We start from the raw sequence: 25766 nt of genomic DNA, 5'->3' as shown, positions 1-25766 counted from the left end.
GTTATAATAAAGGAGATTTAACGAAAGAAAGAGTAAAAATGGAAAAGATTATCAAACTGGAAAATGTGAGCTTGGCTAAACAAGGCCGAACCATCTTAAAAGATCTCAACTGGCAGGTGAAAAAGGGGGAGCATTGGGCTATTCTCGGTCTCAACGGTTCTGGAAAGTCTACTCTCCTGCGCTTGCTCATGGCTGAGCATTGGAAGACTAAGGGCAAGGTGACGGTTCTCGGTACAGAATTTGGCGCCGGCGACATTCCTCAACTGCGAACTAAGATTGGAGTAGTTGGCTCCTTCATTGCTGAACGCCTGCCCAGCCGTCTCATAGCTGAAGAAATCGTCCTGACAGGCAAGTATAAAAGCAGTATTCTCTACGCTCCTTACGGGCAAGAGGAGCTGGACCAAGCTAGGGAAATGCTGGCTTCCATTGGCGGGCAAGAATTGATTGGCCGAAGCTACATCAGTCTGTCTCAAGGGGAAAAGCAGCTCCTGCTGATTGCACGCAGTCTCATGGAAAAGCCAGAACTACTTATCCTAGACGAAGCGACCAGCGGTCTGGATCTCTTTGCCCGCGAGCGCCTGCTGGATCAGATTGGTAAGATTACACAGATGGACCAAGCTCCAACCATCCTCTATGTCACCCACCATGTAGAGGAAATCACTGCTGCTATGGATCATGTCCTGCTCCTAAAAGAAGGAGAAATCATAGCCCAAGGTCCTAAAGAAGACATTCTTCAAAAAGAGGTCATGAATCAATTTTATCCCCAGCCAGTCGAGCTGATTGAGCTGGGAGAAGACCGCTATTTCGTCAAGGTGGAGGGCAGGTCCTCATGAAGCAATTTTCTAATACCATCTTCAACCTAGGCTACTTCCTGATTCTGACCATGACTGCGATTGCCTTACTTTTCCTGTCTGGACAGATTCTGCTGTCCCATACTTACATCCCTTTAAGGATTGCTGAAGGGGTCCAATTCGTCAGTAATCCTTGGTATTTCTACCCTATACTCTTACTTTTTCTCCTCAGCCTCTTTTTAATCCGGCCCCTGTTGGAAAAGGTTCAGACCAAGCATCTTTTTTGGTTTTTGTCCTTCCTCTTTATAGCAGCAGCGATTTTTCTGATAACGGCCTACGATGGCCGCATCCGAGCTGACGCCAAGCACGTTTTCAATGCAGCGCTGGCCTTCAACCGAGGAGATTACAGCTCGCTGACAACCGTCGGAAGCTACATGTATCGCAATCCCCATCAGCTAGGACTGATGACTCTGGAGCGACTTTATGCTTTTATTTCTCCGACGACTCAGTTTGTTTTTAGCATGAATGTCGTCTGGACTTTACTCAGTCATTTCTTAATTTACAAAATCACAGCTCTCCTCAATGCCAGAGAAATGATTCAGAAATACACGATTCTACTGACCTTTCTCTTTTTACCACAGCTCTTTTTCATCCTCTTTGTCTACGGTACCATTCCCGGGCTCTTCTTCTGTCTGCTCAGTCTCTATGCTTTTATCAAGCTGGATCAGAAAGGAAACCTGCTCTATGCCTTGCTGGGAGCGGCCAGTATCAGTCTGGCCTGCCTCCTGCGCAACAACTACATCATCTTTGCCATCATGCTGATTGGAGTCTGCTTCCTGTCCATCTTTTATAAATGGTCTTGGAAGAAACCCTTAGCTATCATCCTGATTTTAGCCGGTATCGTCCTTTCAAACAAGGGTCTGACGGCCTACTATGAGCAGCTGATTGGGGGCAAGATTGGTGTCGGTACCCCAAAAATCGCCTACATCACTATGGGCCTGCGGGATGATCCCAATCGGCAGACCTTGGGAGGCTGGTACGATGCCTACAATACCAAGATTCTCAAGCGCAACAAATACGATGAAAAATTGGCTACAGAAATGGCTACTCGGGATTTGAAGGACATTTTGATTCACTTCAGTAAGCATCCGGCTTATGCGCTCAAATTCTTCTACGAAAAGGTCAAGTCGACCTGGACTGAGCCAACTTTTCAGTCTATTTGGACTGGACCTCAGATTGAGCGCCAGCAATATATGAAACCAGCTGTCCTGCGCAGCATTTATGAGGAAAGAAAAGGTTATCAGATTGTTAATTTCCTGCTCTTGACCCTGCTAGCTAGTATCTATCTGCTCTCCTGTTTCTTTATCCTGCATAAATTTTTCGTCGCCGAGGAAAAGCTGACGCCTTTTGACCTCTATCCCTTCATCTTTCTCTTGGGGGGCGGCCTCTTCCACTTCTTCTGGGAAACCAAGAGCCAGTATGTCTATATCTATGTCCTCCTTCTCATCCCTTCCGCCGCTCAATCCATAGTCGACCTGAGCGATTGGTGGAAGAACAAAGGAAAAGGGAAATCAACAGACCAGCTTGAGAAAGACCTATAAAACTTGAACATTTGACAAGAATTCCTTATAATTTTATAGGAACATTAAGTGAAACAAAGTTGAATTTGTAATTAAAATTTTTTGTATTCTGCGAAGGGAGAATAGTGATTTATGTTTTCAATATTAGGTGCAGTATTATTTGGAATTATAGCAATTATGACAGTTCTTGTTGCTTGCGGTCTGCCTTTGGGCGAATATACAATGGGTGGACAACATAAAATCTTACCTAAGAAATTTAGACTTGCGGCAGTCATTTCGATAGCTATTCAAATTTTTGCCATGATCATTATTTTGCAAGCCGGAGGTTTTATTCCCCTGTGGCTGTCTTTCAAGGTTACTAAATATATTTGTTTCTTCTTTGCCGCTTACCTATCCTTGAATACGATTATGAACATGATTTCAAAAAGTAAGAAAGAAAAATATGTTATGACTCCGATTTCACTTATAGCCGGAATATGTTTTTGGATAACAGCATTTCAGATGTAGTATATGAAATGAAGATCATCTACAGTGCGCCAAATTGGAATTTGTAGAGGTGAGAAAAATGTAATGGCAACATATTCAACTTAAATCGAAATAATATAAAATTATGAGGAGATTATAAGATGAACAATTATATAAAATTAAATGAAGATAGATGGAATAATGTAAAAAATGACTATACTGAGCCATTGACACATGAAGAATTAGAAGAAGTTAGAAAACATCCAATTTCTGTTGCATTAACTGTCGGGAAAAAAGTTCCAAAAGAATGGTTTGAAAAAGCAAACGGAAAAAAGATATTAGGTTTAGCTTGTGGTGGTGGACAGCAGGGACCAGTTTTTGCTATAAAGGGTTATGATGTAACCATAATGGATTTTTCTAAATCACAATTACAAAGAGATGAGTTGGTTGCTAAAAGAGAAGGCTTAAAAATCAATACAGTTCAAGGCGATATGACAAAACCATTTCCATTTGAAAATGAAACTTTTGATATTATTTTTAATCCGGTTTCAAATGCATATATAGAAGATTTAGAAAACATGTATAAAGAAGCCTCTCGAGTATTGAAAAAGGGTGGACTGTTAATGGTCGGATTCATGAATCCATGGATATACATGTATGATGCTGACATTGTATGGGACAAACCTGATGAGGAATTATTTTTAAAGTTTTCAATACCTTTTAATTCAAAAGAGCTTGAAGAGGAAGGCAAGATATCCATAAATCCAGAATATGGATATGAATTTAGCCATACCTTAGAAACTCAGATTAGAGGACAACTTAAAAATGGTCTCGCTATGATAGATTTTTATGAATCATGTGATAAAAGAAATAGATTATCACGTTATGGAAATGATTATATAGCTACACTTTGCATTAAACTATAATGTTATAGAACATACTTCGGGAGAATAGCCCGTTTTATTTTCCGTGAGGGTTAAAATCTAAAAATCCCAGTTTGTCTAATTGAATAAAAGAATTTTTAAAACAGTAAATCACAAAGGTTTACTGTTTTTTTGCTCATTTTGAGAAGTCATAACCATCCGTGAAAACAGGTGGCTTGTACACCGGCTATAAGCTTTTCCCTCCAGCTACGTCTAAAGACGTTCGCTAAACTTCGTTCGAGGCAATGCTATGTTCGTTTGACTAATGCCCGTAAAAACAGGCTTTTATCTTATTCTAAAACTGCCATCTGAGAACGGGTTGACACTTAACTTATCAAAGGCAAGGTCATTTTTTCCTAATCACGTATATTAGAAACTATCTTTTTATTTAGGCCAACGATATTCACATAGTCTCCTCTCGCCTAAAACTTTCGATTGCCATAAAGAATACAACCCCTCTTGTTTTTCAATCTGAACAGGAGGGGGTATTTTGAATAGAAATGAATAAGACTTAGTTTTGTGTTATTAGCATTTTTATCACTTCATTTTAATCGTAATCAGCATACCTCCACCAAGCTATTGTTGCGATAAGACCTAGAATACTTACCCCAAATAAACTGACAATGCTCCCAAAATTCAATAGTGCTTTTCCTGCAATACCACTTGCGAGTGCAGGAATCGCCCATGGAATGTATTTCCCAAAGTTAAGAGCAGAACCAAGCTGAGAAAAAATAATAGTAAAAATGATAAATGCCAATGGTGACAAATATCCCCGGCCTAAACAAGCAAAAAAGGCCACTGGAGTAGAGAGTACGATCGTAAGAGTGGTGCAATAACCAAAAGTAAGTATACCTTTGAGAAGCACCGTTAAGCTCCCACCCTCAAGTCCAATCAAATTACCAGCTAATAATCCCAATAAAAGTGCAAAAATTGATAGAATATAGCTCCATAGAGCGATAACGATAAACTTGGATAATACGATTGTATCTCTTCTTATCGGGAGTGCTAATAAGTCTATCATCGTTTTATCAGAATATTCTCTACCAAAAATCCAAGATGCTGTAAATCCAAAAATGAGCAATCCCCCAACAGAAATGACTTGTGATACGGTCATTAAGTACGACGACCAGTCTGTTATCCTCATCATTTCCATTTTTGCAGAAATCAAACCAAGATTTTTGAAATTCTCTGGATATTTCATCATAGTTGCAAACAACCCAACAATAAAAGGAACTAAACAGATAGAACAAGCAGTTACGATGGAAAGTTTTGATTTTATTAACTTTTTCCATTCAATTAAAATACAGGAACTAAGCTTTTTCATTCGAAACACCTCCATTATAGTCATTCAGTATTCTTAAGAAATAATGCTCTAAATCTTCTTTTTCAACAGTCAGTGATTTAGGTGGATAACCTGCATGGACTAGCAATGTAGCAACATCTTCCGGGCATTCCACAGATTTTGTATCAATTAGTTCTAAGAAATTGATATTATTTTCTGTGTCTGATTGAATGTTTACATGATAGCCCTGGTTAGATAATACTTCTTTCATAGCCTTATTATTAGAACCACTTACTAGTAACTTCTTTTCTAAGTACTGCTCTAATTCATTGCTTTCAACTTCTCTTATAAGTCTGCCCTCATGTACAATAACTATCCTAGTAGCAATTTTAGATATTTCTTCCAGATTATGACTTGAAATAAGAACAGTTGTGCCTAGATTATTCGCCAATTCCTTTAATAGTTCTCTCACTTCAATAACTCCAAAAGGATCTAATCCATTTGTTGGCTCATCAAGAATTAGAATTTTAGGTTTATGAATAATCGCTTTTGCAATTCCTAAACGCGCAACATTTCCTAAAGAAAGATGCTTCTCCTGTTTATGTTCATATTGCTTTAGTTTTAGTTTTTCAATTACCCAATCAATATTATCTTTATTAACCCCTCTTAATTTACTAACGATTTCTAAATTTTCTCTCACAGTTAAGTCTGGATAAGAATAAGGCGTCTCAATAATATAACCTATTTCGTTTCGAAGTTCTAAATTACTCAGATCTAACTTTTTTCCTTGGATATAACATTCTCCTGATGTAGATTTTATCAATCCTAGCATCATTCTCATCGTCGTTGTTTTCCCAGCACCATTTAGTCCTAAAAAACCTACTATTTCACCAGGTTTTATCGATAGATTCAAGTTGTTGACAACATTTTTTGTTCCATATCTTTTAGAAAGCTTTGCGGCTCTAATTGCTTCTTTCACCATTACCTGTCCTCCTTAGTAATTTGTTCCACAACTCCTTGTATGACTAACTTCAATGTAGTATCAAATTGTTTTTCGCCGATTTCCTCGATGTGTAGAATAGTCATAGCAATCGTTCTAAATAAAGCAGAGACGATTTCTACCGATACATTTTCTCTAATGTTGATTCGGGACACAATTTTTTTAACCATCCTATCATCTATCAGATGATGATTTGTTATCGCCTCTTTTGGCAATTTTCTTAGGAGTAATTCCATTTCATGATTTTTAAATATGGTATACATAAATGAATAGCGAAAATCTTGATAAAAATCATAAAGTAACTGTACCAGACGATTTGTATCTATCTTGGTTTCCATACCTAATTGTTCTGTCAGACGATTCATAACATCTATTTGATATTCTTCTAAGACCTTAAAAAATAACATTTCTTTTGAGGAATAAAAATTATAAAAAGAACCTTTGGAAATATCTACCATTGCTGCCATTTGGTCAACTGTGGTTTTCTTAACCCCATATCTTTGAAGGCATTCCTTTGCAACTTTATGTAATTTCTTTCTAATAACTTCTTTTTCTTCGCTAGTAAAAGCAGTAGCCATAACTTCCTCCTAAAAACTCTGTGACGTTTTTGTTTTTACAGTCATAGATTATCATATAAACTGAAAAATGTCAAAAGTCTTATATCTTCTATGTAAGAAAATATAAGACTTTAAATTTACACACACCTTAATTCTTTTCTTTTAGACCTAATTATTCGATTTTCACGATAAAAAACAAGGATACAGTACTGAAAGCTCCTATTGTCTGGCTTTTCTCTCTGTATCCTTATTGTATCTCAAGTTCCTTCTCTCAATTTCTCAATCATGACTAAGAAAGGCGGGTTGTTAATCTGATTGATAGTCTTATAGAGGGCAACAGTAAAGTCCTGCTGAGGCAGCTGACTGACGAAGTCTAGCACCGCATCTTTTTCAACTTCGCCACCTTCATGCCCGTAGTAAATCATGATCGCTGCACGGCCGCCTTTTTCTAAGCCTTGACAGACTTTTCCCAGAGCTTCCAACGTCGTAGCGGGTCGGGTAATGACAGACTTGTCCGCCGAAGGCAAGTAGCCAAGATTAAAAATAGCTGCCTTGAAATGGTCTGTGTATTGGTCCAGAGTCTCATGGCCAGCCAAGATTAGCTGAGCATTGTCCAAGCCAGCTTCTGCCAAGCGCTGGCGGGTCTTTTCCACAGCCTGCTCCTGAATGTCAAAAGCATAGACCTGCTTGACCAACTTAGCCAGAAAGAGGGTGTCATGTCCGTTGCCCATAGTAGCATCTACCACGATATCTTCCTTGGTCACGACTTCTGCCAAAAAGGCATGGGCCATCTGTAAGGGTCTTAACATACGAATCTCTGCTCCTTTGCTTTACAGCCTTGCTTGCTGCCACGACGACGCATTTCTGCCTCGATGGCATTGAGAACTTCCCATTTATTGAGGCTCCACATAGGGCCAATCAACATATCTCGCGGAGCATCGCCTGTGATTCGGTGGATGACGATATGCTCGGGGATAATCTCTAGTTGGTCACATATGATGGAGACATACTCCTCCTGACTGAGCAGCTGCAGTCGCCCCTCATGATAATCCCGCTGCATACGGGTATTGGTCATCAAGTGAAGCAAGTGAAGCTTGATTCCCTGGATGTCATTGTCCGTCACACAACGGCGGACATTCTCTAGCATCATCTCATGGGTTTCGCCCGGCAGGCCATTGATCAAGTGAGAGACAATCTCCGCCTTGGGAGCCAGCTTACGAACTCGCTGGACCGTCTCCACATAAAGCTCATAGGAATGGGCACGATTGATGAGGTCCGAAGTCTCCTCATAGGTAGTCTGAAGCCCCAGTTCCACAGTCACATGCATACGCTCAGACAGATCAGCCAAGTAGGCGATGGTCTCTTCAGGCAAGCAGTCAGGCCGAGTCCCGATATTGAGACCAACGACGCCAGGCTCGTTAATGGCCTGTTCATAGCGCTCACGAATCACTTCAAGCTTCTCATGGGTATTGGTGAAGTTCTGGAAATAAACCAGATACTTGCGAACATCAGGCCACTTGCGGTGCATGAAGTCAATTTCCTTATAGAACTGCTCGCGAATGGGCGCATCCGGCGCCACAATGGCATCACCTGAACCCGAAACGGTACAGAAGGTACAGCCTCCATGCGCTACCGTACCATCCCGATTGGGACAGTCAAAGCCCGCATCAATGGGCACCTTAAAAGTCTTCTCTCCAAAAAGTTTGCGATAATAATCATTCAAAGAATTGTAAGATTTCATACCTTTCATTCTACCACAAAAAAGAGTTTAGAAACAAAAATTCCCTCTTTCACAAAGAAAGAAGGAAATCACCGCTCCCACAAATAGACTTTCAAATCCACACAGCCATTAGCCTTCAAGTCCACTCCCTCCGCCCAGAGCAAGTGTTCTTGGTCTTCCCAGCCCGGTGCGAGGCGTCCTGCCGCATTGACTACCCGATGGCAAGGATGCTTGCCGCCATAAAGCTCAGACTGACTAAGAATCTTCCCCACCAAGCGGGCGTTTTTAGGCCGACCAATCAAACGGGCAATCTGGCCATAAGTCGCCACGCGCCCAGAGGGAATGCTATCTACTAATGCCAAAACAGCATTAATGAGTTCTTGATTCAAAACGGAAATGACCCTCCTTCTTACAAAGTGGATCAGAAAGGCCAGAACACTATCCTTCGTTTTAGAAGCTATATTATAAAGCCTCTTTCATTGATGATGTATTCATATCATTTCCGAGCAACTTCCATTCCACTTATAGATATAAAGCTTTCTTACCCTCCAGTTCATGGCAAGATCGTTCCTAAGATAGAAGCAATCGAAACTTACTTCTACAGCTTTATTGATTAGCTAACCCTCTAAAAACTTCCAATAATGAAAGTTTAAGAGGTTATAAGTTTTTATAAATTCCATTCTACCACAAAATCCAGCAGTGACTCGAAAAATCCCTTCTTCCATAAAGAAAAAGGGATATAATTATACTCAAATAATATATATAAAACAAAATATAATCAATCTACAGATTTTAATACTCCTAACATGTTTATGTTTTTTAAACAAAAATTTACTACAGAACCTAGAATAGATAAAATTAAATTATCTCTTTATAGATATACATCGTCTCTCTTATCTATTTTGTAATTCATATTATTATTAGCGACAATCTCGCTGTCTCCTGATTTATATCGTTTAAAAGAATTACACATCTCTATATAGGTCATTTTATGCCTCCATAATTTTTCTTAATTTAGTCATCATAAATTTTAGCCAAAACATTATAATCACAAGTATCAAAAAATCCGAAATAAAATAAGAGGACCACAGGCCAGTTATTCCAAACAAAATTGGTAAAAATAATGCTAAAGGTATTTGAAAAATAATCTGTCTCAGAATAACTAAAAAAGTAGATATCCGCGAGAAAGAAATATATTGAAAATAGTTAGTTCCGATATTGATGATTCCTTGTACAGGTAACGATATCATAACAAGTCTTAAGGCTGTACTAGAAAACTTTATAAATTTCGGATCGCTTGAATTAAAAAGTGTAGCTATTTGCACTGTAAAAGTTTGAATTACAAGGAACAAGCACAGAGAAAAAATTGTGCTGATTATTAGTGAAATACTAAGTGATTGCTTTATTCTACTATAATTTTTTGCACCATAATTAAAACTAATTACAGGCTGAACTCCATTTGTAATAGCATTCATCAAAGAAATAATATAGCGATAGATTGAAGAAGTTATAGATAAAGCAGCAAGACCATAAGTACCTGCATAATCAAAAGCAACCCTATTATATAATATCAGTAATATCACAGATATGACCGTTGTAAGAAAGAATGGCAACCCCATTGCAATAATTTTATTGATAAGCTTTTTATCAATAAATAATAAGCTCTTCAAATCTATTTTTAAATCGTTAGATTTTCCAGTGTACTCTCTGAATGTCAAGATAAGTGCAGCAAGATTAGCCAGAACTGTAGATAAAGCTGATCCAAAAAAACCAGTATGAAATACAAGAATTAGAACTGCACCAGTCCCTGCATTCACAAGAAATGAAATAGCATTGATATGTAAAACTTCTTTAATCTTACCTTGAGCCCGCAAACAGTACAAAAGAGTATGTGATACAAAATATATAGGCGCTCCAATAAGAAATGTAAGGCAAAATTCTTTAACATAATGATACAGTTCTTGTGGTGCCCCAAAAATAATCAATAAACCTTCTAAGGAAAACCATAAAAGTATCGACTGTAGAATTGATAAAATTAAAGAAACTTGGATAGAGGAATCTAAAATTAATCGGGCATTTTTGTAATCCTTTTTGCCAAGTGAGATTGTCAACAAGGATGCTGTTCCTTCGCTTGCTAGAGCTGAAAAAGCATAGACCAAGGCATATATCATAAATGTATATGTATTAGCGGAATTTCCCTCAATCCCTAAGGTCTGTCCAATGAATATGCCGTCAACTAAATTATAAGACCCACTTACTATTGCTGTAACTAATGAGGGAATAATTAGTTGAACTAACAGTTTTTTTACAGATATATTTTCTAATTTATTCATGACTATGTCTCATTTGTTCAAAGCTCTTTCTATTCCTAAAGATTTTTCCAGTCATATACCCTTTTAGACAACATTTTCCATTTTGATAAAGAGCATAGACACAATACAAATTACATAATAACATTTTCATTATACTACTTCCAGTACCAAAAATTTACAAAATGTAGCCAAAATATCTTGCTTTTACAGAATAATCAAAAGCAATTTAGAAAATTTTTTACAAACTGTAATTTTTTTGTTAGTATTGAATCTAATTAATTATACTTAGACTAAAATAATTTTTTACTAATAACATTAGAAGTACTAGGCTACATATTGACTGACAAGGAGAATAACGGCAATGACCAAAGATACGCGAGAAAATATTATCACTGCTTTCTTTCGACTTTCTGAAAAATATCCTGATAAATCTAACTTTTCTTTTTCTGAGATTGCAGAAGAAGCAGGCATAGCAAGACAAACAATCTATAAAAATCATTTCAACTCTCCTAACGAAATAATTGAAGCTATTCATCACGACATTGACGAACGAATAATGTCAAAAATGCTAGATTTTGTACCAGGTTCAAATGGATCCGATAATGCTCTTTTTATTGACTTCCTTGCTTCTGAAATAATACCATTAATTTTTGAGAATAGAATCTGGCTAAAATATCTTTATTCAACTGCAGCTGATCCTAATTGGGAACTTTTTTTAAAGAAACAATATAAGACTTGGATTAGCCAAAACATTCAACTGTCTAGTAAAATGGGTTTATCTAAAGAGTTTACTGAAGAATTACTTGTTAATTATACTCTATCAATTATAAAGTCATGGATTACACAAGCAATTCCAGAATCTCCTGAAGTCTTTTCTAAAAAATTCAAATCACTTTGCAAGCTATCTATTCAAGATATTATTCAAAATGCTTAAAACTAAAAAACACCAAATGAACTACTTACCATGTTCATTTGGTGTTTTTCAATAATTCAATTATAACTCATTTTTTAACGGCCAGTGTATGATAACTGTAATCCAAAACTAAGTTTGAATTCTAAAACTCAAGAATTATGCCATAAATAATTTTTCGACTCTGTAACTCTGTTCCTATTGATTATTCTTATCAAAGTAAACGCTATTTCTGCTTTCCCTTGAAACGCCACTGGAAACGCAGCTTGTCATAAAAAGGAAATTCAATATTGAGGATGGCAAAGCCCATCAAGGCTCCTCCGATTACATCTGTCGGGTAGTGCACTCCCAGATAGACTCTGGAAGCCATAATCATGAAGATAAAGAGAAAGAGCAAACCTTGTACCAATCGCTTGATTTTTTGGTTTTGAATTCGTTGCTGGGCAATGATAATCAAGGTCCCAACAACAACGGCTGTCGCCATGGCATGCCCGCTCGGAAAAGAGTAACCACCCTCTTTGACCAAATGCGAAAGACTGGGCCGGCTTCTTTGGTAAAGGAGTTTAATCAGCTTAATCAAAATCCCATGTAAGACCAGATTTCCCGCTAGCAAGGCAGCTTCCAGCTTCCATTTTTTATAAAGGAAAAACAGGACAAGAGCCGAAACCCAGATGATAATCCCCATCGGATCAATCACACTGGTCACTAGTTTGAAAAAAGTCGTCAAAGCTGCAGGCAAGTCTCCCCGCAACCAGGTCTGAATCGGGGTGTCAAAGCTGGTCAGCTGCTCAGGATAAAATTTGACCATGTAGCCTAGCATAAAGAAAAGTAAAAGGGCAAAAGAGCCCTTTGTTAGATAAGATTGTTTATTTTTCATAGCGTTTTAGAACGGGCTGTATGAGTTTGTAAATTAGCCAAAAGACAGCAGCCCAGATTACTCCTTCTAATAGGTTAAAAGGGACAATCATAGTCAGCAGATACTTGGAAAGACCAAATGCCTTATTAATATCAAAACCAGCAAACCTCGCATAGAGAGGCACAGCATAAATGACATTTAGAATGATCATAGTAATCGTTAGACCAAGTGTTGCTGCTAAGGAAGCCTTCACATAGCTAGATAAGCTCTTTCTTTTTTTCCACAAGAGGGAAAAAGCACAAACAAAGACAGCTACCGCTAGTATATTCATGGGTAGACCGATTAGAGTGCCTACGCCATTATTATTCAAAGCTAGCTTTAAGACAGAGCGAATCAAGAGCACTGCTAGAGAGCTTTTTAGATCCAAGACTACCAAAGCCAGTAAAATCGGAATAATTGAAAAATCCAACTTTAGAAACTCAGTTATCAAGGGAATCTCATAAAGCATGAGTAGAAATGAAAGTGCAGATAAAACTGCTACAATCGCCAACTTACGAGTATTTGTCATCACAGGTTCCTCCAATTTATAAAAATTAGAGAAGCCGGAAAGGCCACTGAAAAAAGCTTGTCAGCTAATGATTATTTAGTATAAGGCTCAGCCCTTAAATAAAGATTAAACGGCAAGTATGCTTCACTGCCTCTCGTCTTCTCCCATCCAGACTATACTGTCGGTTGTGGAATCTCACCACATCAGCTTGCGCTCGCGGACTTAATTGGCATTGAGAAAAAATTTCCAATCCAAAAATTACCGCCGGTCGGGAATCTCACCCTGCCCTGAAGACATCATTATCATAACAAAAAAAGCCTGCCAGAGCAAGCAATTTGATTGATGTAATCAAAAATGTTTCAACATTAGTGTTCTATCAATCAGGAAAATTAACTGCTTAGATACATTCATTCCGCTACTTCAGCTTGTCCGCTTCATACTCGTGTACCAAATCTAAGCCAGCAAAATTCTGCTGGCGCAGGGCTTCATAAACAATCATACAGACTGTGTTTGAAACATTGAGGCTGCGAACATGCTGATCATTCATGGGAATACGCAGTGCCTTCTCTGGATGACGACGCATAAATTCCTCTGGCAATCCCTTGTCCTCACGACCAAACATAAAATAGTGCGAACCTTCTGCTGCAAAATTTTCCTCAGAATAGACCTTCTCTGCAAACTTAGAAATCAGATAAAGACGGCCATCCATCTGCTCCATAAAATCGTCTAAACTCTCATAATAGGTGATGTCCAGCTTATCCCAATAGTCCAGCCCAGCCCGCTTCATCTTGCGATCATCAATGGGAAAACCCATGGGCTTGATGATGTGAAGCGGTGAATTAGTCGCGGCGCAAGTACGGGCAATATTGCCGGTATTCTGCGGAATCTGAGGCTCAAAAAGAACAATATGATTTTTCATAATAAGAATATTTTTCCTAGTATTTTTCTTTAGATAAAAAAATAGCCACACTGCCCGGAGTCAAGCTCAGCAAACAGCGTGGTTAAGGCTTCATTAACTTACATCACAACAGGTTTGAGGTAAACCAATGAAGGTACTCATTTAGTATAACACTTTCAGCCTACAAGTCAATAAAAAATGCTCAAAAAGTTGTACTTTTTTTAAATATCACAGGAAGATACCATTTTGGTAAAAAAATATTCGGAATTCTATAAATAAGCAAGCTATTCTGTATTTTATAGATGAAATTTAATTGAAAAAAGAGTATGATAGATACATACTTTGGAGGAATCTAAACTTATGAAAATTATTGTTGTCGGTGGCGGGAAGGTCGGAACGGCCCTCTGTCGCTCCTTAGTGGCTGAAAATCATGATGTTATCCTGATTGAGCAGGATGAGGCTGTTCTCAACCAGATTACCAAGCGCTATGACATTATCGGTATTTCTGGCAATGGAGCCAACTTCAAAATCTTAGAACAAGCGGATGTTAGTCACTGCGACATCTTCATCTCTATGACTGAGCATGATGAGGTCAACATGGTCTCAGCTGTTCTGGCCAAACGAATGGGCGCTAAGGAAACCGTCGTTCGGGTGCGTAATCCTGAATATTCCAACCCTTACTTTAAGGAGAAGAACATTCTAGGCTTCTCGCTGGTGGTCAATCCTGAGCTCCTAACTGCTCGCTATATTGCCAATATCATTGATTTCCCTAATGCCCTGTCAGTAGAGCACTTTGCCAATGGCCGGGTGGCACTGATGGAGTTCAAACTCAAGGAAGACAGCAATCTCTGCCAGATGAGTATTTCCCAGTTCCGCAAGAAATTTGGAAATATCATTGTTTGTGCCATTGAGAGAAAAGGGCACTTGGAAATTCCTGATGGAGACTTCACTTTGGATGCCGGCGACAAAATCTATGTCACAGGTAACCGCCTGGACATCGTTCAATTCCATAATATGGTACGACCTAGAGTGGTTAAGAGCCTGATGATTATCGGGGCAGGCAAGATTGCTTATTACCTGCTCAATATTCTCAAGAATAGTAAAATCGAGCTCAAAGTCATTGAATCTAACCATGAACGGGCAACCTTTTTCAGTCAGGAATTTCCTGATCTCTATGTTGTCCATGGAGATGGTACTGCCAAGGATATCCTACTGGAGGAACGCGCCAATAACTTTGATGCCATCGCTACCCTGACTGGTGTAGACGAAGAAAATATCATTACTTCTATGTTCCTTAATAATCTGGGTGTGCAGAAAAACATCACCAAGGTCAACCGGACTAGTTTGTTGGAAATCATTGATAACCAAGACTTTGCCAGCATCGTGACACCTAAAGGTATCGCCGTTGATACAGTTATGCACTTTATCCGCGGTCGCTACAATGCTCAGTTCTCTAACCTAGAAGCTCTGCACCATGTAGCCAACGGCCAAATCGAGACCCTGCAGTTCCAAATCAAGGAAGAAAACAAGATGACTGGTATTCCTCTGTCTCAGCTTCATCTGAAGAAAGATGTTCTGATTGCGGCCATTATCCGCCAAGGTAAAGCTATCTTTCCTACAGGCGATGACAATCTGCAAGTTGGAGATAAAATTGTCGTGACCACTCTGCTCCAAAATATCACGCAGATTTACGATCTGTTAGCGAGGTAGACCCATGAATAGATCTATGATTCGCTACCTGCTAGCAAAATTACTGCTGATTGAGGCGGCTCTGCTGATTGTACCCATTATCGTCGCTCTAATCTACGGTGAGCCTTTAAAAGTCTTTCTCTCTATCGGGGCGACCATGGCTATCCTGCTAGTTTTAGGTGGCATAGGCTCTTATTTCAAGCCCAAGGACCTGCATATCTACGCCAAGGAAGGTGTACTGATTGTAGCCCTTTGTTGGATTCTCTGGTCCTTCTTCGGAGCTCTGCCCTTTGTCTTCTCTGGTCAGATACCGGACATCATCAATGCCTTCTTTGAGGTCAGCTCCGGCTTTACAACCACGGGAGCGACTATTCTCAACGATGTCGGCGTTCTCTCTCATTCGCTTCTCTTCTGGCGTAGCTTTACCCACTTAATCGGAGGGATGGGAGTACTGGTCTTTGCCCTAGCTATTATGGACAATGCTAAAAATGGCCACTTGGAGGTCATGAAAGCGGAAGTTCCGGGACCAGTCTTTGGCAAGGTTGTATCCAAGCTCAAGAGTACGGCCCAGATCCTTTATATCATTTATCTGGCTCTCTTTGCAATTTTCGCCTTGCTTTATTTCCTGGCGGGTATGCCGCTCTTTGACAGCCTTGTGATTGCCATGGGAACAGCTGGTACAGGAGGATTCACCGTATACAATGACGGTATTGCTCACTACAACAGCTCACTGATTACTTATCTGGTCAGCTTTGGGGTCTTGGCTTTCGGTGTCAACTTCAACCTCTATTATTATCTGCTGATTCGCAAGTTTAAGGCCTGCTTTGGCGATGAGGAGCTTAGGGGCTATCTCTGGATTGTCTTTCTTTCCACTGCCTTGATTGCCTTTAATGTCTTCCATCTCTATCAAGGTTTTGCTAAGAGCGTGGAGATTTCCTTCTTCCAGGTCTCCAATATCATCACAACGACTGGATTCGGCTATGGTGATACGGTCAAGTGGCCGCTCTTTTCTCAGGTCATCCTGCTACTGCTCATGTGTATCGGGGGTTCGGCCGGATCAACCGCTGGGGGATTCAAGGTTATTCGGGGGATTATCATTTCCCGCATTGCCAAAAATCAAATCCTCTCTACCCTATCACCCAATCGGGTCCTAACCATGCATGTCAATGGTGCTGTCTTAGATAAGGATACTCAGCACAAGGTCCTCAAATATTTAGCAACCTATGTTTTGATCGTGCTGGCACTGGTTTTCATCGTCAGCCTGGATAATAACAATCTCATGACAGTTGTCAGTGGTGTTCTATCCTGCTTCAACAATATCGGTCCTATGATTGGGACGACGGATACCTTTTCTATCTTCAGTCCTTTTTCTAAGCTATTGCTATCCTTTGCCATGATTGGCGGACGTTTGGAAATCTACCCAATTCTCCTACTCTTCTTGCCTAAGACTTGGTCGAGAAGGTAGGAAACACTCTGAAATTATAGATAAAAAAAAGTCACACTAGCTAAATAGCTAGTGTGACTTTTTTCTTGTATCGTTCCTTTTCAGGCTGAAATGGTCTGGTACGGGATCCTCTCCTGGTTGAGACCAGGGATGGCAGCGGAGAATTCGCGCCAAACCCATCAAAACTCCCTTGGCACCATGCTTCTGGATAGCCTCTATCATATAGTTAGAGCAGGTGGGCCGAAAGCGGCAAGATGGAGGAAAAGCAGGTGAGATGAAACGTTGATAAAAGCGGACAGGAGCAATAAGCAGTTTCTTTATCATTTCTTGGTCTTGGTTACAGCCAGTGTATGCAGCTGGCTGACTTCTTTTTTACTGAGCTTACGATACTCACCAGGCTTGAGGCCCGTCAGGTCCAGATGACCAAAGCGAGTCCGTGAAAGCTTATCCACTTGCAGTCCGACAGCTTGGAACATCTTCTTAACCTGATGGTTACGGCCTTCATGGATGGTCAGCTGAACGACCGAGCGATTTTTCGCCGGATCAACCTTAATAATCTCATAAACTGCTGGCTTGGTTTTGCGCCCCTCGATTTCAATACCTCGAGTCAGAGGACGAAGAACTTCTTTATTGGCCAATCCTTTGACACGCGCCACATAGACCTTGTCAATCTCATTGCGGGGATGAATCATCTCGTCGGTAAAGTCTCCGTCATTGGTCAGAATGAGAATGCCAGAAGTATCCCAGTCCAAACGACCGACCGGATAAATCCGCTCCTTGACCTGAGGCAAAAGATCCACGACCGTCTTACGTCCCTTGTCATCACTGACAGAGGAAATGACCCCGCGCGGCTTATTGAGGAGATAATAAACCTTCTCCTCATTGTAGATAGGTTGGCCTTCTACTTCCACACGGTCGCCAGACTTGACGTTCGTCGCCAGCTCTCGCACCACTTGGCCGTTTATACTGACCTTCCCCTGCCTAATTAGCTCTTCTGCTTTTCGACGGCTGGCTATCCCAGCATGAGCGATGTATTTATTGATTCTCATTGATATCTGTCCTTTCAATAAAGAGCTGGCTTTCTTCAGCAACTAGCTCCGTTTCTTCGACAATCGGCAGCTCATCTAAGTGATTGATCCCCATATAGTCTAAGAAATAATCCGTTGTCACATAGAGATTTGGCCGGCCAATGACTTCCTTTTTGCCATCCTCTCGAACTAGTTCAAAAGCCAAGAGCTTAGCCAAAGCACCGCTGGAATTAACCCCACGGATGTCATCTATTTCTACCCTTGTAATCGGCTGCTTATAGGCGATGATAGACAAGGTCTCCAGTGCAGCCCGCGACAAACTTTGATTGATTGGCGCCCTTGAATAGGCCCGCAGAATCTCAGCAAACTCTGGCTTTGTAACTAGCTTGTATGTCTTTGAAGTTTCCAGCAGGGTCAGGCTAGAGTCTGGATTGGCTTCATATTGCTCAGCCAACTTCTCCAAACTCTGAATAACCCCGGTCGGCGGCAAAGAAAGGATTTCTGCCAATTGATGAACCTTGAGTCCATCTTCTCCCGCCACAAAAAGCAGGGCTTCAATCTCTGCTAACTTACTCATTTCCTCTTCCTACTAAATAAATATTTCCAAAGTTTTCTTCCTGAATGACTTGCACTTCCTGCACCTTGACCAATTCCAATGTCGCCAGAAAGAGAGTAATAACTTCATTCATGTCCTTGGTCTCTGCGAAAATCTCCTGCAGAGCCAGACGGCTCTTACCAGCACAGCGCTGACGCACCACATCCATCATGTCCTCAATCTTATACTCGTCTCGCACAATGGTTGTATGGCTCTTAGAAAACTCCTCTTGCTTCTTGGCGATAACCTTGGAAAAAGCCAAGAAAAGATCAATCGTTGACTTGTCATGCAGGAGCTCAGCGTCTTCATAAACCAGCTCCAGCTTAGGCTTAGAATAATAAAGCGCTCGGTCATCATGCTGGAGCGACATTTTCTCACCCAAGAGCTTGAACCTGCGGTATTCCTCAATCTGGCTCAAGAGGTCTTGCTCCAAGTCATCTTCTAGCTCAGCATTATCCGCCACCTTAGGCAAAAGCTTGCGGCTCTTAATCAGCATAAGCTGGCTGGCCATGACCATGTACTCGCCCGTCACTTCCAGCTTCATGGCCTGCAAAGTAGCCACATAAGCCAGATACTGCTCGATAACCTCCGTAATGGGCACATCATAAATATCCACCTGGTACTTAGATACGAGGTGGAGCAGCAGGTCCAACGGGCCTTCAAAATCTTTTAGTTTGATATCCATTTTTATCTGTATTTTTCTAATGTAATCATGGTTTTCAAGCCCAAATCCTGGGCAATATCATAGAGGCCAATCCCCTTCTCCCGCTGGCGCAAAATAAACTGCTCACGCAGGCTTTGGGCAGATAGACTGGCTTGTCCCTGCTCAATCAAGAAGGCCTCTAGCTGACGGAAACCCCACTGACGAGAATAGGATTTGCCGTTTTTCTCAAATAAATACGTCCCCGTCAGATAGTCTTCTAACTCACCCGTCAAGCTCTCAGGAATCTTGATGACCCGTTTCTGACCGGCCTTTTCAATCTTCAAAACCTGAAAGTCAAGATTGACATCTGCCACTCTGACCTGCAGAATCTCGCTAGGCAGCAAGCCCATTTCCAAAATAAGAAGAGCCATCAGCCGCCCCCTGGGAACGCTTGATTCCTGCCAAAAAGCAGACAGGTCTAATAGTTCGTTTTCCTGCTCCTTCGATATGGAGACCTTGGGCAGGACCAAGCGGTGAAACTCCTCAATAAGCTGCTGCTGATAAAGGAAATAGAGAAATTGATTGACTGCTGAGAGCTTCCGCTTCTGAACAGCTGCCTTAAAATCCTTGATAGAGGCCTGATAAATCCGCAGATTGGTCTCGGTAATCCGGCCGTGTACTTCCTCGATAAACTGCTCCAAATCATAAGAATAGGCAATTTTAGAATTTTCTGAGATGTTTTTTTGATTTAAAAACGGTCTAATGTATTCTTTCATTTTTTGCGAATTTCGTACTTCTTGCTAAAGCCGTGCAACAAAGAATTGACAGCTTTCAAAATGGACTTTCTAGTAATAATTCCGTAAAAATGCTGATCCTCGCCCACAACCGGCAGAAACGACTCGTCGACCAGCTTATGAAGCACATCTGATACAGTATAATCTGGCCCAACTGTCAAGTCGTCCATTTTAGTCATGTGGACGATGTCTGTCATCATGAATTCCTCTTCTGGCAAATCATGGCGCATGCGATAAGACATGATGTCTGTCAAGGAAATCGTACCAACAAACTTTTTATCTGCCGTCACGACTGGTACACGTGAGTATGTCATCTGACTCAGCAATAGGATAGCATGATCCACATTGTGGGTATCAATCATCACCGCCAGATTTTCTCCAGGCGTCAAAAAAGTTTCTTCATGTTGCAGCAGATAGTCTTCAAATTCCTTAGCAATCATCGGCTAAACTCCTTGGACAAGCTTGGATAAAGTTCATGATTTCGTGTATAGTAATCAACTTTAAAGCGGTCATCATCAATCTCTACCTTAGCGTAGAGACGTTCGTTGATTAGGCCGCGCGGCTGGCTAATGGAGCCCGGATTTAGAAAGAGCGTTTTGCCTTCCATTCGAGCATCTGGGATATGCAGGTGACCATAGAGGCAGATGTCTGCATTAACCTCTTGCGCCCACAAATCTAGCTTTTGAAAAGAAAAGTTGATATGGAAGAGATGCCCGTGAGTCTGTGCAATAATGGTCCCCGCCAAATCCGTCACCAAGCGTTCTGGATAGCCGTCGTAAAAGTCCATATTCCCTGCAACAACCTGAATCCCTTGCCATACCTCATCATCAGAAGGAAGCTCAGAGTCTCCATTATGGAAAATCGCATCTACCTTTCCAATATAATGATTCCTAATTTCTTCTACAATAGCACGGTCACCATGAGAATCACTCATGACTATAATGGTTTGCTTTGCCATGCTGGAAATACCTCCACTAATTTCTTAACTGCCTGAGCCCGATGAGATTGCGCATTTTTTTCTTCCATCGTCAGCTCGGCAGACGTTTTTCCTGTTTCTCCCACTAAGAACAAAGGATCATAGCCAAAGCCATTTTCCCCTTTTGGCTCATGGGCAATGTAGCCCGGCCAATCCGCTTCAACTACCAGAGACTCCCTGTCAGGACTAGCCACCACTAGGGTCGTATGAAAATGGGCCGAGCGGTCCTTAACATCAAACACCATAGCCAACTCATGCAGGAGCTTGATGTTGTTTTCATCATCTGTCGCGCCTACTCCAGCGAAGCGAGCCGACCAGACGCCAGGCAAGCCGCCTAAAACATCGACCTGCAGACCTGAGTCGTCAGCTAGCACCATTTTACCGGTCAGTTTACTGATGGTCTCTGCCTTGAGCCGCGCATTTTCCTCAAAGGTGGTTCCCGTTTCTTCCACTTCTGGCAAATCAGGATAATCATTGAGATTTTCAACCTTATAGCCCAGCTTATCAAAGAGTTTGCGAAACTCTGCTGTCTTACCTTCGTTTCGAGTCGCAATCAAGATGGTATCTCCGACAGCCATCTCGGTCTCCTGCCCCTGACCAAAAAAGTCGGTCATCTTAACTCCATCTTTAGACAGGAAGAAGACCTTGCGCAGCAAATCCTTTTCTGTAATTAGAATAGCCCCCTTATGACTGGTCGCCTTAAAATCGCGCTTCTGGCGGTCGTTAATCATATTAAGGACAAACTGGATATAGGACATGGGCGAGCCGTATTTGACCACAACTGTGGTAAAGGCGTTGTATTCTTCATCCAAATCCCGCTCAATCAGCTCACTCAACTCTGCATCTATATGCTCCAAGAGCCTGTATGGGATGTCGTTGAAATGATAGCCAGCCTTGCGAAAGCGGGTCCATTCTCCGATATACCAATTGTTCTCGTCAATGTATTCATAAATTTTATTTGTCATAAGCTTACATGCTCCACATTCACTTTCAGGCCCAGCCAGCTTTCTGCAATCTCCGAAAAGCTTTTGGCATTGGCAGTTGTGTAAAATTGGTGATTGAGCTCCTGTTTTTCCCGACTGCGATTGATTTCAAAGTAATTGAGTAGGACAGAAATATCCCGTACGCACTCTGCCCCGCTGTCAATTAGCTTCACATTCGGTCCCATCCTATTTTGAATGATAGGCCGGAGCAAGGGATAGTGGGTACAGCCCAAGACCAGGGTATCTACCCGGCCAGCCAGAGGTTGCAGGGTTTCATAGACAACTTTTTTGGTAAGACTGGAATGAAGTTCATTTGACTCTACCAAAGGTACAAACTTAGGGCAGGCCAAACTTTCCACCTGCATCTCCGGCGAGAGCGCTTCAATCTTCTGACGATAAATATCAGAAGAAACTGTCATTGGTGTTCCAATAACACCAATGCGGCCGCTGGCAGTTGACTTAATAGCTGCACTAGCCCCCGGCAGAATCACACCCAGTACGGGAATATCCAGCTTTTCCTTCACTTCTTCCCAGACAACAGCAGTCGCTGTATTGCAGGCAATGACAATCATCTTAACATCCTTGGTCAGGAGGAAGTTGACCAATTGCCAGGTATAAGAGCGAATCTGCTCAGCAGGCCTAGGACCGTAAGGAGCCCGCGCTGAATCTCCAATATAAATGACCTCTTCGTGGGGGAGCTGCCGCATGAGCTCACGGACTACAGTCAAACCGCCCACTCCTGAGTCTAAAAAACCGATTGGTCGATTATCCATAAGGTCTTCTTTCTAAAACAAGGGACTGGAAGCCGATTCCAAATCCCCATTTTTTTATTGATTTTCTCTACTGGTATTAAAAGCCAGTCACTAGAAAATTATTTTTTCTTTTTGCTCTTAGCAAGCGCAGCTTTCTGCTGGCTGATAATTTGACGATAGACTTGCTGTACTTTCGCTTCATTTGGCCGTTGGCCGCTAGCGCTAAGCAAGGTCCGAACTGCTTCTACATTCAAACGCGGATTTTCTGCAAATTCCTTCTCCACTTGACGACGAAGCAGATACATACCCAAGATCACGCCTCCAGCAAATGCTGCCATAATCAAGAAAATTGCTAAAACTAAATTCATATCGAGAACTCCTCTATTTCCATTTTTACATTGCTCTTCATTATATCAAATTTTCTCTATTTTTCAAAATCAAAGCCATACAGTGTCGCAAAATAATCTTCTGGTTTTTCTGCCCGACGAATCATGCGAACATTGCCATCTTGTTCCAAGAGAATTTCGCTGGAACGAAGTTTAGCATTGTATTGATAACCCATAGAGAAACCATGAGCACCCGTATCGTGAATCACCAAAGTATCACCGATTTGGCTGACAGGCAGCGGGCGATTAATAGCAAATTTGTCGTTATTCTCGCAGAGGCTACCGACAACATCCACAATCTCTGTCTCACTCTCAGGTCGATCCATATTAGTAATGTGGTGATAAGAACTGTACATGGCAGGACGCAGCAGATTGACCGCTGAGGCGTCCACTCCCAGATAGGTGCGGTAGGTCTGCTTCTTATGGGTAACCTTGGTGACCAGCAGGCCATAAGGCGCCAGCATGAAGCGACCCAGCTCCGTATAAATCTTGACCTGTCCTAGGCCAGCTGGAGTTAGAATAGCTTCATAGGCCTGACGAACTCCTTGACCTATGACCGCAATGTCATTTTCCTCGCCATCAGGCTGGTAATTGATACCAACACCACCAGAGAGATTGATAAAGTCCAACTCAACTCCTGTCTCAGCCACTACTTCTACAGCCAGCTCAAAAAGCTGACGAGCCAGTTCAGGATAGTAGTCATTGCTGACAGTATTTGAGGCCAAGAGAGCATGAATCCCAAACTTCTCAGCTCCCAACTCCTTGAGCTCTTTGAAAGCTTGAATCAGCTGGTCCTTAGTCATACCAAACTTGGCTTCTTCTGGATTATCCATGATGCTGGTTCCCAGCTCAAAGACACCGCCAGGGTTGTAACGGCAGGAAATAATCTTTGGAATACCCGCGGCTTCCTTTAGAAAAGCCACATCTTCATAAGCATCCAGATTGATAGTCGCTCCAAGGTCACGCGCAAACTGAAATTCCTCAGCTGGTGTGTTATTGGACGAAAACATGATATCCTGTCCAGCAAAGCCCAGCTTTTGGCTCATGAGCAGTTCGACATAGCTGGCACAGTCTACCCCGCAGCCTTCTTCTTTGAGGATTTTTAAAATAGCAGGATTGGGAGTAGCCTTAACGGCAAAATACTCTTTAAAGCCTGGATTCCAAGAAAAGGCCTCATGCAGGGCACGCGCTCTTTCCCGAATTCCTTTCTCATCATAAAGATGGAAAGGGGTTGGAAACTGAGCCGTAATCTCAGCTAGCTTTTCACGACTGACAAAAGGAGTTTTCATACTATTCTCGCTTTCTATTTGCTGGCTTTATTATACCATAAATCCATAGGAGACACAAAAAGCACTGGAGCAAACGTCCAATGCTTGAGTCTTATTTAGCTGAGTTATTTGTTTCTTCCAAAAATACGCAGCAAGCTGAGGAAGAGATTAATGAAGTCCAGATATAGGTGCAGAGCCAGCGAAATTGCCCATCCATTTCCTGGATTGCCATTGGTCTGCTCATAGACGTAGCGGATCTTCTGATTGTCCCAAGCGATGAGTCCTGAGAAAATAAGGACACCAACGATACTGATGATAAAGTCCAAGCCACTGCTTCTCAAGAAGATATTAAGGACGCTAGCAGCGATAATACCAATCAAACCGGCCATACAAGCTCTGCCCATTCCAGAAAGATCCTTCTTGGTCACCTTGCCGATGAAGCCCATGGCAAAGAACATAACGGTCGTTGTCAGAAAGGCTAAGAGAACAGTTGACTGAAGATACAGCGCCATGATAATACTTAAGGTAAAACCATTGATGGCTGAATAAGCTAAAAACATAGGCAACGCCGCTGGGCTATTGCTCCGAGCAGTTCCAGATGCTACCAACACAAGGATAAACTCAACTGCAATAGCTGCATAGAAAATCCAAGTGGAGCCTGTCAGAACAGAGATAATAATGTCCTGAAAGAAGTTCAGCATCAAGAGGGATACGATTGCTGAGATTCCGATACCGACACCAACGATAGAATAAATCTTGGCATAGAAAGAATTAATATCTGATTGATCTTGAATAATAGAATGATTCATAGTTACTCCTTTTATAATAAAACATTTACGGTTTCAGCATCTTTCGATGAAAGAGCTTGCGATTACCGCCCTTGCGTCTCCAAGGTGCCGTCGCTTCTTTGACGGCCCAATACTTGTCCACCATCGTCACAACGAATGATTCTTTGTAGCGAGGTGGTGCCAAGGTCAGGCCCCACATATGCTTGACGATAATGTCCTCTTCGACTTTATTAAGCTTAGTAATCTTACGAGCATTGCGAACTGCCAACCTCGGATGGACCCAAGCATGACTCTTCTTAAACTTGGTCACACGCCAGTCATAGTAGAATAAGTCATGAAGCAGGGCACCGCGTGCCGTGCTGCGGGCATTCCAACCAAATTTTTTGGCAATTCTGTAACTAGTATAACTTACATTGATGGAATGTTCAAGTCTATTGGAATGAATATGATGGGGAATTTCTTTCAGGCGCTGAACACTGGGCTTTTCAATCAAGTGCCCAACATAGGCCATAAACTCCTCGTCCTTTTTGTAAGGCATAGAATCACCTCCCTTGCCAACTATTATATCTCTTTTTCTGA

At 41.4% G+C, this 25766-nt stretch carries 30 protein-coding genes and 1 riboswitch; of the genes, 7 read left to right on the top strand and 23 right to left on the bottom strand.

The window, feature by feature from the left end; genetic code table 11:
- Positions 1-38: 38 nt before the first annotated feature.
- The 4 genes from O3627_RS00355 (at position 39) to O3627_RS00340 (ending at position 3762) form a co-directional block, all read left to right on the top strand.
- Complete coding sequence (locus O3627_RS00355) at positions 39-833, top strand: ABC transporter ATP-binding protein (protein WP_371621224.1); 795 nt, start codon at positions 39-41, stop codon at positions 831-833.
- The gene (locus O3627_RS00350; RefSeq protein WP_002905902.1) at positions 830-2392 is read left to right on the top strand and encodes a hypothetical protein; all 1563 of its coding nucleotides are present in this window, start codon (positions 830-832) and stop codon (positions 2390-2392) included. The genes O3627_RS00355 and O3627_RS00350 overlap by 4 nt, the downstream gene beginning before the upstream one ends.
- 111 nt (positions 2393-2503) lie before the next feature.
- Positions 2504-2878 (top strand): hypothetical protein, encoded by a 375-nt coding sequence (locus tag O3627_RS00345; protein ID WP_002905901.1) that lies wholly within the window; start codon positions 2504-2506, stop codon positions 2876-2878.
- Positions 2879-2997: 119 nt separating this feature from the next.
- Complete coding sequence (locus tag O3627_RS00340) at positions 2998-3762, top strand: class I SAM-dependent methyltransferase (RefSeq protein WP_002913250.1); 765 nt, start codon at positions 2998-3000, stop codon at positions 3760-3762.
- Between the two features lie 544 nt (positions 3763-4306).
- On the opposite strand, the gene O3627_RS00335 is transcribed toward O3627_RS00340, so the two are convergent.
- The 7 genes from O3627_RS00335 to O3627_RS00305 all read right to left on the bottom strand — a co-directional run bounded on the left by O3627_RS00335 (position 4307) and on the right by O3627_RS00305 (position 10651).
- Positions 4307-5083, bottom strand: a complete 777-nt coding sequence (locus O3627_RS00335) for an ABC transporter permease (RefSeq protein ID WP_125382879.1) — start codon at positions 5081-5083, stop codon at positions 4307-4309.
- A complete protein-coding gene (locus tag O3627_RS00330) occupies positions 5070-6023 on the bottom strand; it encodes an ABC transporter ATP-binding protein (RefSeq protein ID WP_343092032.1) in 954 nt (317 codons plus the stop codon). The genes O3627_RS00335 and O3627_RS00330 overlap by 14 nt, the downstream gene beginning before the upstream one ends.
- A complete protein-coding gene (locus O3627_RS00325; RefSeq protein ID WP_371621223.1) occupies positions 6023-6619 on the bottom strand; it encodes a TetR/AcrR family transcriptional regulator in 597 nt (198 codons plus the stop codon). Before O3627_RS00325 ends, O3627_RS00330 begins: the two co-directional genes overlap by 1 nt.
- A 236-nt stretch (positions 6620-6855) precedes the next feature.
- The gene (locus O3627_RS00320) at positions 6856-7407 is read right to left on the bottom strand and encodes a class I SAM-dependent methyltransferase (protein WP_343092031.1); all 552 of its coding nucleotides are present in this window, start codon (positions 7405-7407) and stop codon (positions 6856-6858) included.
- Positions 7401-8348 carry a TIGR01212 family radical SAM protein gene (locus O3627_RS00315; RefSeq protein WP_247908306.1) on the bottom strand — a complete coding sequence of 316 codons (948 nt, stop codon included), beginning with the start codon at positions 8346-8348 and terminating at the stop codon, positions 7401-7403. The genes O3627_RS00320 and O3627_RS00315 overlap by 7 nt, the downstream gene beginning before the upstream one ends.
- Before the next feature lie 59 nt (positions 8349-8407).
- Entirely contained in the window at positions 8408-8707 is a 300-nt protein-coding gene (locus tag O3627_RS00310; protein ID WP_002899758.1) for an MGMT family protein, read from the bottom strand.
- 600 nt (positions 8708-9307) lie between these two features.
- Positions 9308-10651: an MATE family efflux transporter gene (locus tag O3627_RS00305; protein ID WP_343092030.1), complete on the bottom strand. Its 1344-nt coding sequence runs from the start codon at positions 10649-10651 to the stop codon at positions 9308-9310.
- A 340-nt stretch (positions 10652-10991) separates the two neighbouring features.
- Here O3627_RS00305 and O3627_RS00300 point away from each other — a divergent pair, with 340 nt between their 5' ends.
- Positions 10992-11564, top strand: coding sequence for a TetR/AcrR family transcriptional regulator (locus O3627_RS00300; protein WP_002913129.1), 573 nt, complete (start codon positions 10992-10994; stop codon positions 11562-11564).
- A gap of 202 nt (positions 11565-11766) precedes the next feature.
- On the opposite strand, the gene O3627_RS00295 is transcribed toward O3627_RS00300, so the two are convergent.
- The 3 genes from O3627_RS00295 to O3627_RS00285 all read right to left on the bottom strand — a co-directional run bounded on the left by O3627_RS00295 (position 11767) and on the right by O3627_RS00285 (position 13862).
- Positions 11767-12417, bottom strand: a complete 651-nt coding sequence (locus O3627_RS00295; RefSeq protein ID WP_002913241.1) for a phosphatase PAP2 family protein — start codon at positions 12415-12417, stop codon at positions 11767-11769.
- Positions 12407-12964: an ECF transporter S component gene (locus tag O3627_RS00290; RefSeq protein WP_002899751.1), complete on the bottom strand. Its 558-nt coding sequence runs from the start codon at positions 12962-12964 to the stop codon at positions 12407-12409. Before O3627_RS00290 ends, O3627_RS00295 begins: the two co-directional genes overlap by 11 nt.
- A 131-nt stretch (positions 12965-13095) precedes the next feature.
- Positions 13096-13242, bottom strand: a riboswitch (FMN riboswitch).
- A gap of 116 nt (positions 13243-13358) precedes the next feature.
- Positions 13359-13862: a tRNA (cytidine(34)-2'-O)-methyltransferase gene (locus O3627_RS00285; protein ID WP_009659168.1), complete on the bottom strand. Its 504-nt coding sequence runs from the start codon at positions 13860-13862 to the stop codon at positions 13359-13361.
- A gap of 339 nt (positions 13863-14201) precedes the next feature.
- Here O3627_RS00285 and trkA point away from each other — a divergent pair, with 339 nt between their 5' ends.
- Both trkA and O3627_RS00275 read left to right on the top strand, forming a co-directional pair.
- Entirely contained in the window at positions 14202-15551 is a 1350-nt protein-coding gene (gene trkA / locus O3627_RS00280; RefSeq protein WP_002913133.1) for a Trk system potassium transporter TrkA, read from the top strand.
- 4 nt (positions 15552-15555) lie between these two features.
- Positions 15556-16995 (top strand): TrkH family potassium uptake protein, encoded by a 1440-nt coding sequence (locus O3627_RS00275; protein WP_049543903.1) that lies wholly within the window; start codon positions 15556-15558, stop codon positions 16993-16995.
- Positions 16996-17043: 48 nt separating this feature from the next.
- On the opposite strand, the gene yidD is transcribed toward O3627_RS00275, so the two are convergent.
- The 13 genes from yidD to O3627_RS00210 form a co-directional block, all read right to left on the bottom strand.
- The gene (yidD, locus tag O3627_RS00270) at positions 17044-17298 is read right to left on the bottom strand and encodes a membrane protein insertion efficiency factor YidD (RefSeq protein ID WP_081102867.1); all 255 of its coding nucleotides are present in this window, start codon (positions 17296-17298) and stop codon (positions 17044-17046) included.
- Positions 17295-18023, bottom strand: a complete 729-nt coding sequence (locus O3627_RS00265) for a pseudouridine synthase (protein WP_002894611.1) — start codon at positions 18021-18023, stop codon at positions 17295-17297. The genes yidD and O3627_RS00265 overlap by 4 nt, the downstream gene beginning before the upstream one ends.
- Positions 18010-18579 (bottom strand): SMC-Scp complex subunit ScpB, encoded by a 570-nt coding sequence (gene scpB, locus O3627_RS00260; RefSeq protein WP_002909096.1) that lies wholly within the window; start codon positions 18577-18579, stop codon positions 18010-18012. Before scpB ends, O3627_RS00265 begins: the two co-directional genes overlap by 14 nt.
- The gene (locus O3627_RS00255) at positions 18572-19282 is read right to left on the bottom strand and encodes a segregation/condensation protein A (protein WP_002905143.1); all 711 of its coding nucleotides are present in this window, start codon (positions 19280-19282) and stop codon (positions 18572-18574) included. The genes scpB and O3627_RS00255 overlap by 8 nt, the downstream gene beginning before the upstream one ends.
- A 2-nt stretch (positions 19283-19284) precedes the next feature.
- Positions 19285-20016, bottom strand: a complete 732-nt coding sequence (gene xerD / locus O3627_RS00250; RefSeq protein ID WP_002894607.1) for a site-specific tyrosine recombinase XerD — start codon at positions 20014-20016, stop codon at positions 19285-19287.
- Positions 20013-20474 (bottom strand): cyclic-di-AMP-binding protein CbpB, encoded by a 462-nt coding sequence (gene cbpB / locus O3627_RS00245; protein ID WP_002897025.1) that lies wholly within the window; start codon positions 20472-20474, stop codon positions 20013-20015. The genes xerD and cbpB overlap by 4 nt, the downstream gene beginning before the upstream one ends.
- The gene (locus tag O3627_RS00240; RefSeq protein ID WP_002905880.1) at positions 20471-20992 is read right to left on the bottom strand and encodes a metallophosphoesterase; all 522 of its coding nucleotides are present in this window, start codon (positions 20990-20992) and stop codon (positions 20471-20473) included. Before O3627_RS00240 ends, cbpB begins: the two co-directional genes overlap by 4 nt.
- Complete coding sequence (locus O3627_RS00235) at positions 20971-21975, bottom strand: nucleoside-triphosphate diphosphatase (protein ID WP_049548004.1); 1005 nt, start codon at positions 21973-21975, stop codon at positions 20971-20973. Before O3627_RS00235 ends, O3627_RS00240 begins: the two co-directional genes overlap by 22 nt.
- Entirely contained in the window at positions 21972-22766 is a 795-nt protein-coding gene (gene racE, locus O3627_RS00230; protein ID WP_125402429.1) for a glutamate racemase, read from the bottom strand. The genes O3627_RS00235 and racE overlap by 4 nt, the downstream gene beginning before the upstream one ends.
- Before the next feature lie 98 nt (positions 22767-22864).
- Positions 22865-23113 carry a YneF family protein gene (locus tag O3627_RS00225; RefSeq protein ID WP_002894600.1) on the bottom strand — a complete coding sequence of 83 codons (249 nt, stop codon included), beginning with the start codon at positions 23111-23113 and terminating at the stop codon, positions 22865-22867.
- Positions 23114-23169: 56 nt separating this feature from the next.
- Positions 23170-24420: a diaminopimelate decarboxylase gene (locus O3627_RS00220; RefSeq protein WP_343092028.1), complete on the bottom strand. Its 1251-nt coding sequence runs from the start codon at positions 24418-24420 to the stop codon at positions 23170-23172.
- A 104-nt stretch (positions 24421-24524) separates the two neighbouring features.
- A complete protein-coding gene (locus O3627_RS00215; protein ID WP_002899730.1) occupies positions 24525-25208 on the bottom strand; it encodes a Bax inhibitor-1/YccA family protein in 684 nt (227 codons plus the stop codon).
- Positions 25209-25233: 25 nt separating this feature from the next.
- Positions 25234-25725, bottom strand: coding sequence for an HD domain-containing protein (locus tag O3627_RS00210; protein WP_049553184.1), 492 nt, complete (start codon positions 25723-25725; stop codon positions 25234-25236).
- Between the last annotated feature and the right edge of the window lie 41 nt (positions 25726-25766).

Origin of the sequence: Streptococcus sp. 27098_8_82 (assembly GCF_041431615.1) — a bacterium.
GTDB classification, from domain to species: domain Bacteria; phylum Bacillota; class Bacilli; order Lactobacillales; family Streptococcaceae; genus Streptococcus; species Streptococcus sanguinis_K.
Note: the sequence above shows the minus strand (reverse complement) of the source record. Positions and strands in the feature narration are given on the sequence as shown.

Coding starts and splice junctions, on each gene's coding strand:
- racE (WP_125402429.1), bottom strand. CDS start 22,766: ATGGATAATCGACCAATCGGTTTTTTAGACTCAGGAGTGGGCGGTTTG.
- O3627_RS00330 (WP_343092032.1), bottom strand. CDS start 6,023: ATGGTGAAAGAAGCAATTAGAGCCGCAAAGCTTTCTAAAAGATATGGA.
- O3627_RS00235 (WP_049548004.1), bottom strand. CDS start 21,975: ATGACAAATAAAATTTATGAATACATTGACGAGAACAATTGGTATATC.
- O3627_RS00340 (WP_002913250.1), top strand. CDS start 2,998: ATGAACAATTATATAAAATTAAATGAAGATAGATGGAATAATGTAAAA.
- O3627_RS00335 (WP_125382879.1), bottom strand. CDS start 5,083: ATGAAAAAGCTTAGTTCCTGTATTTTAATTGAATGGAAAAAGTTAATA.
- O3627_RS00350 (WP_002905902.1), top strand. CDS start 830: ATGAAGCAATTTTCTAATACCATCTTCAACCTAGGCTACTTCCTGATT.
- trkA (WP_002913133.1), top strand. CDS start 14,202: ATGAAAATTATTGTTGTCGGTGGCGGGAAGGTCGGAACGGCCCTCTGT.
- O3627_RS00320 (WP_343092031.1), bottom strand. CDS start 7,407: ATGTTAAGACCCTTACAGATGGCCCATGCCTTTTTGGCAGAAGTCGTG.
- xerD (WP_002894607.1), bottom strand. CDS start 20,016: ATGAAAGAATACATTAGACCGTTTTTAAATCAAAAAAACATCTCAGAA.
- O3627_RS00285 (WP_009659168.1), bottom strand. CDS start 13,862: ATGAAAAATCATATTGTTCTTTTTGAGCCTCAGATTCCGCAGAATACC.
- O3627_RS00305 (WP_343092030.1), bottom strand. CDS start 10,651: ATGAATAAATTAGAAAATATATCTGTAAAAAAACTGTTAGTTCAACTA.
- O3627_RS00215 (WP_002899730.1), bottom strand. CDS start 25,208: ATGAATCATTCTATTATTCAAGATCAATCAGATATTAATTCTTTCTAT.
- O3627_RS00355 (WP_371621224.1), top strand. CDS start 39: ATGGAAAAGATTATCAAACTGGAAAATGTGAGCTTGGCTAAACAAGGC.
- O3627_RS00295 (WP_002913241.1), bottom strand. CDS start 12,417: ATGAAAAATAAACAATCTTATCTAACAAAGGGCTCTTTTGCCCTTTTA.
- yidD (WP_081102867.1), bottom strand. CDS start 17,298: ATGATAAAGAAACTGCTTATTGCTCCTGTCCGCTTTTATCAACGTTTC.
- O3627_RS00315 (WP_247908306.1), bottom strand. CDS start 8,348: ATGAAAGGTATGAAATCTTACAATTCTTTGAATGATTATTATCGCAAA.
- O3627_RS00210 (WP_049553184.1), bottom strand. CDS start 25,725: ATGCCTTACAAAAAGGACGAGGAGTTTATGGCCTATGTTGGGCACTTG.
- cbpB (WP_002897025.1), bottom strand. CDS start 20,474: ATGATTGCTAAGGAATTTGAAGACTATCTGCTGCAACATGAAGAAACT.
- O3627_RS00345 (WP_002905901.1), top strand. CDS start 2,504: ATGTTTTCAATATTAGGTGCAGTATTATTTGGAATTATAGCAATTATG.
- scpB (WP_002909096.1), bottom strand. CDS start 18,579: ATGAGTAAGTTAGCAGAGATTGAAGCCCTGCTTTTTGTGGCGGGAGAA.
- O3627_RS00265 (WP_002894611.1), bottom strand. CDS start 18,023: ATGAGAATCAATAAATACATCGCTCATGCTGGGATAGCCAGCCGTCGA.
- O3627_RS00240 (WP_002905880.1), bottom strand. CDS start 20,992: ATGGCAAAGCAAACCATTATAGTCATGAGTGATTCTCATGGTGACCGT.
- O3627_RS00275 (WP_049543903.1), top strand. CDS start 15,556: ATGAATAGATCTATGATTCGCTACCTGCTAGCAAAATTACTGCTGATT.
- O3627_RS00290 (WP_002899751.1), bottom strand. CDS start 12,964: ATGACAAATACTCGTAAGTTGGCGATTGTAGCAGTTTTATCTGCACTT.
- O3627_RS00220 (WP_343092028.1), bottom strand. CDS start 24,420: ATGAAAACTCCTTTTGTCAGTCGTGAAAAGCTAGCTGAGATTACGGCT.
- O3627_RS00255 (WP_002905143.1), bottom strand. CDS start 19,282: ATGGATATCAAACTAAAAGATTTTGAAGGCCCGTTGGACCTGCTGCTC.
- O3627_RS00225 (WP_002894600.1), bottom strand. CDS start 23,113: ATGAATTTAGTTTTAGCAATTTTCTTGATTATGGCAGCATTTGCTGGA.
- O3627_RS00325 (WP_371621223.1), bottom strand. CDS start 6,619: ATGGCTACTGCTTTTACTAGCGAAGAAAAAGAAGTTATTAGAAAGAAA.
- O3627_RS00300 (WP_002913129.1), top strand. CDS start 10,992: ATGACCAAAGATACGCGAGAAAATATTATCACTGCTTTCTTTCGACTT.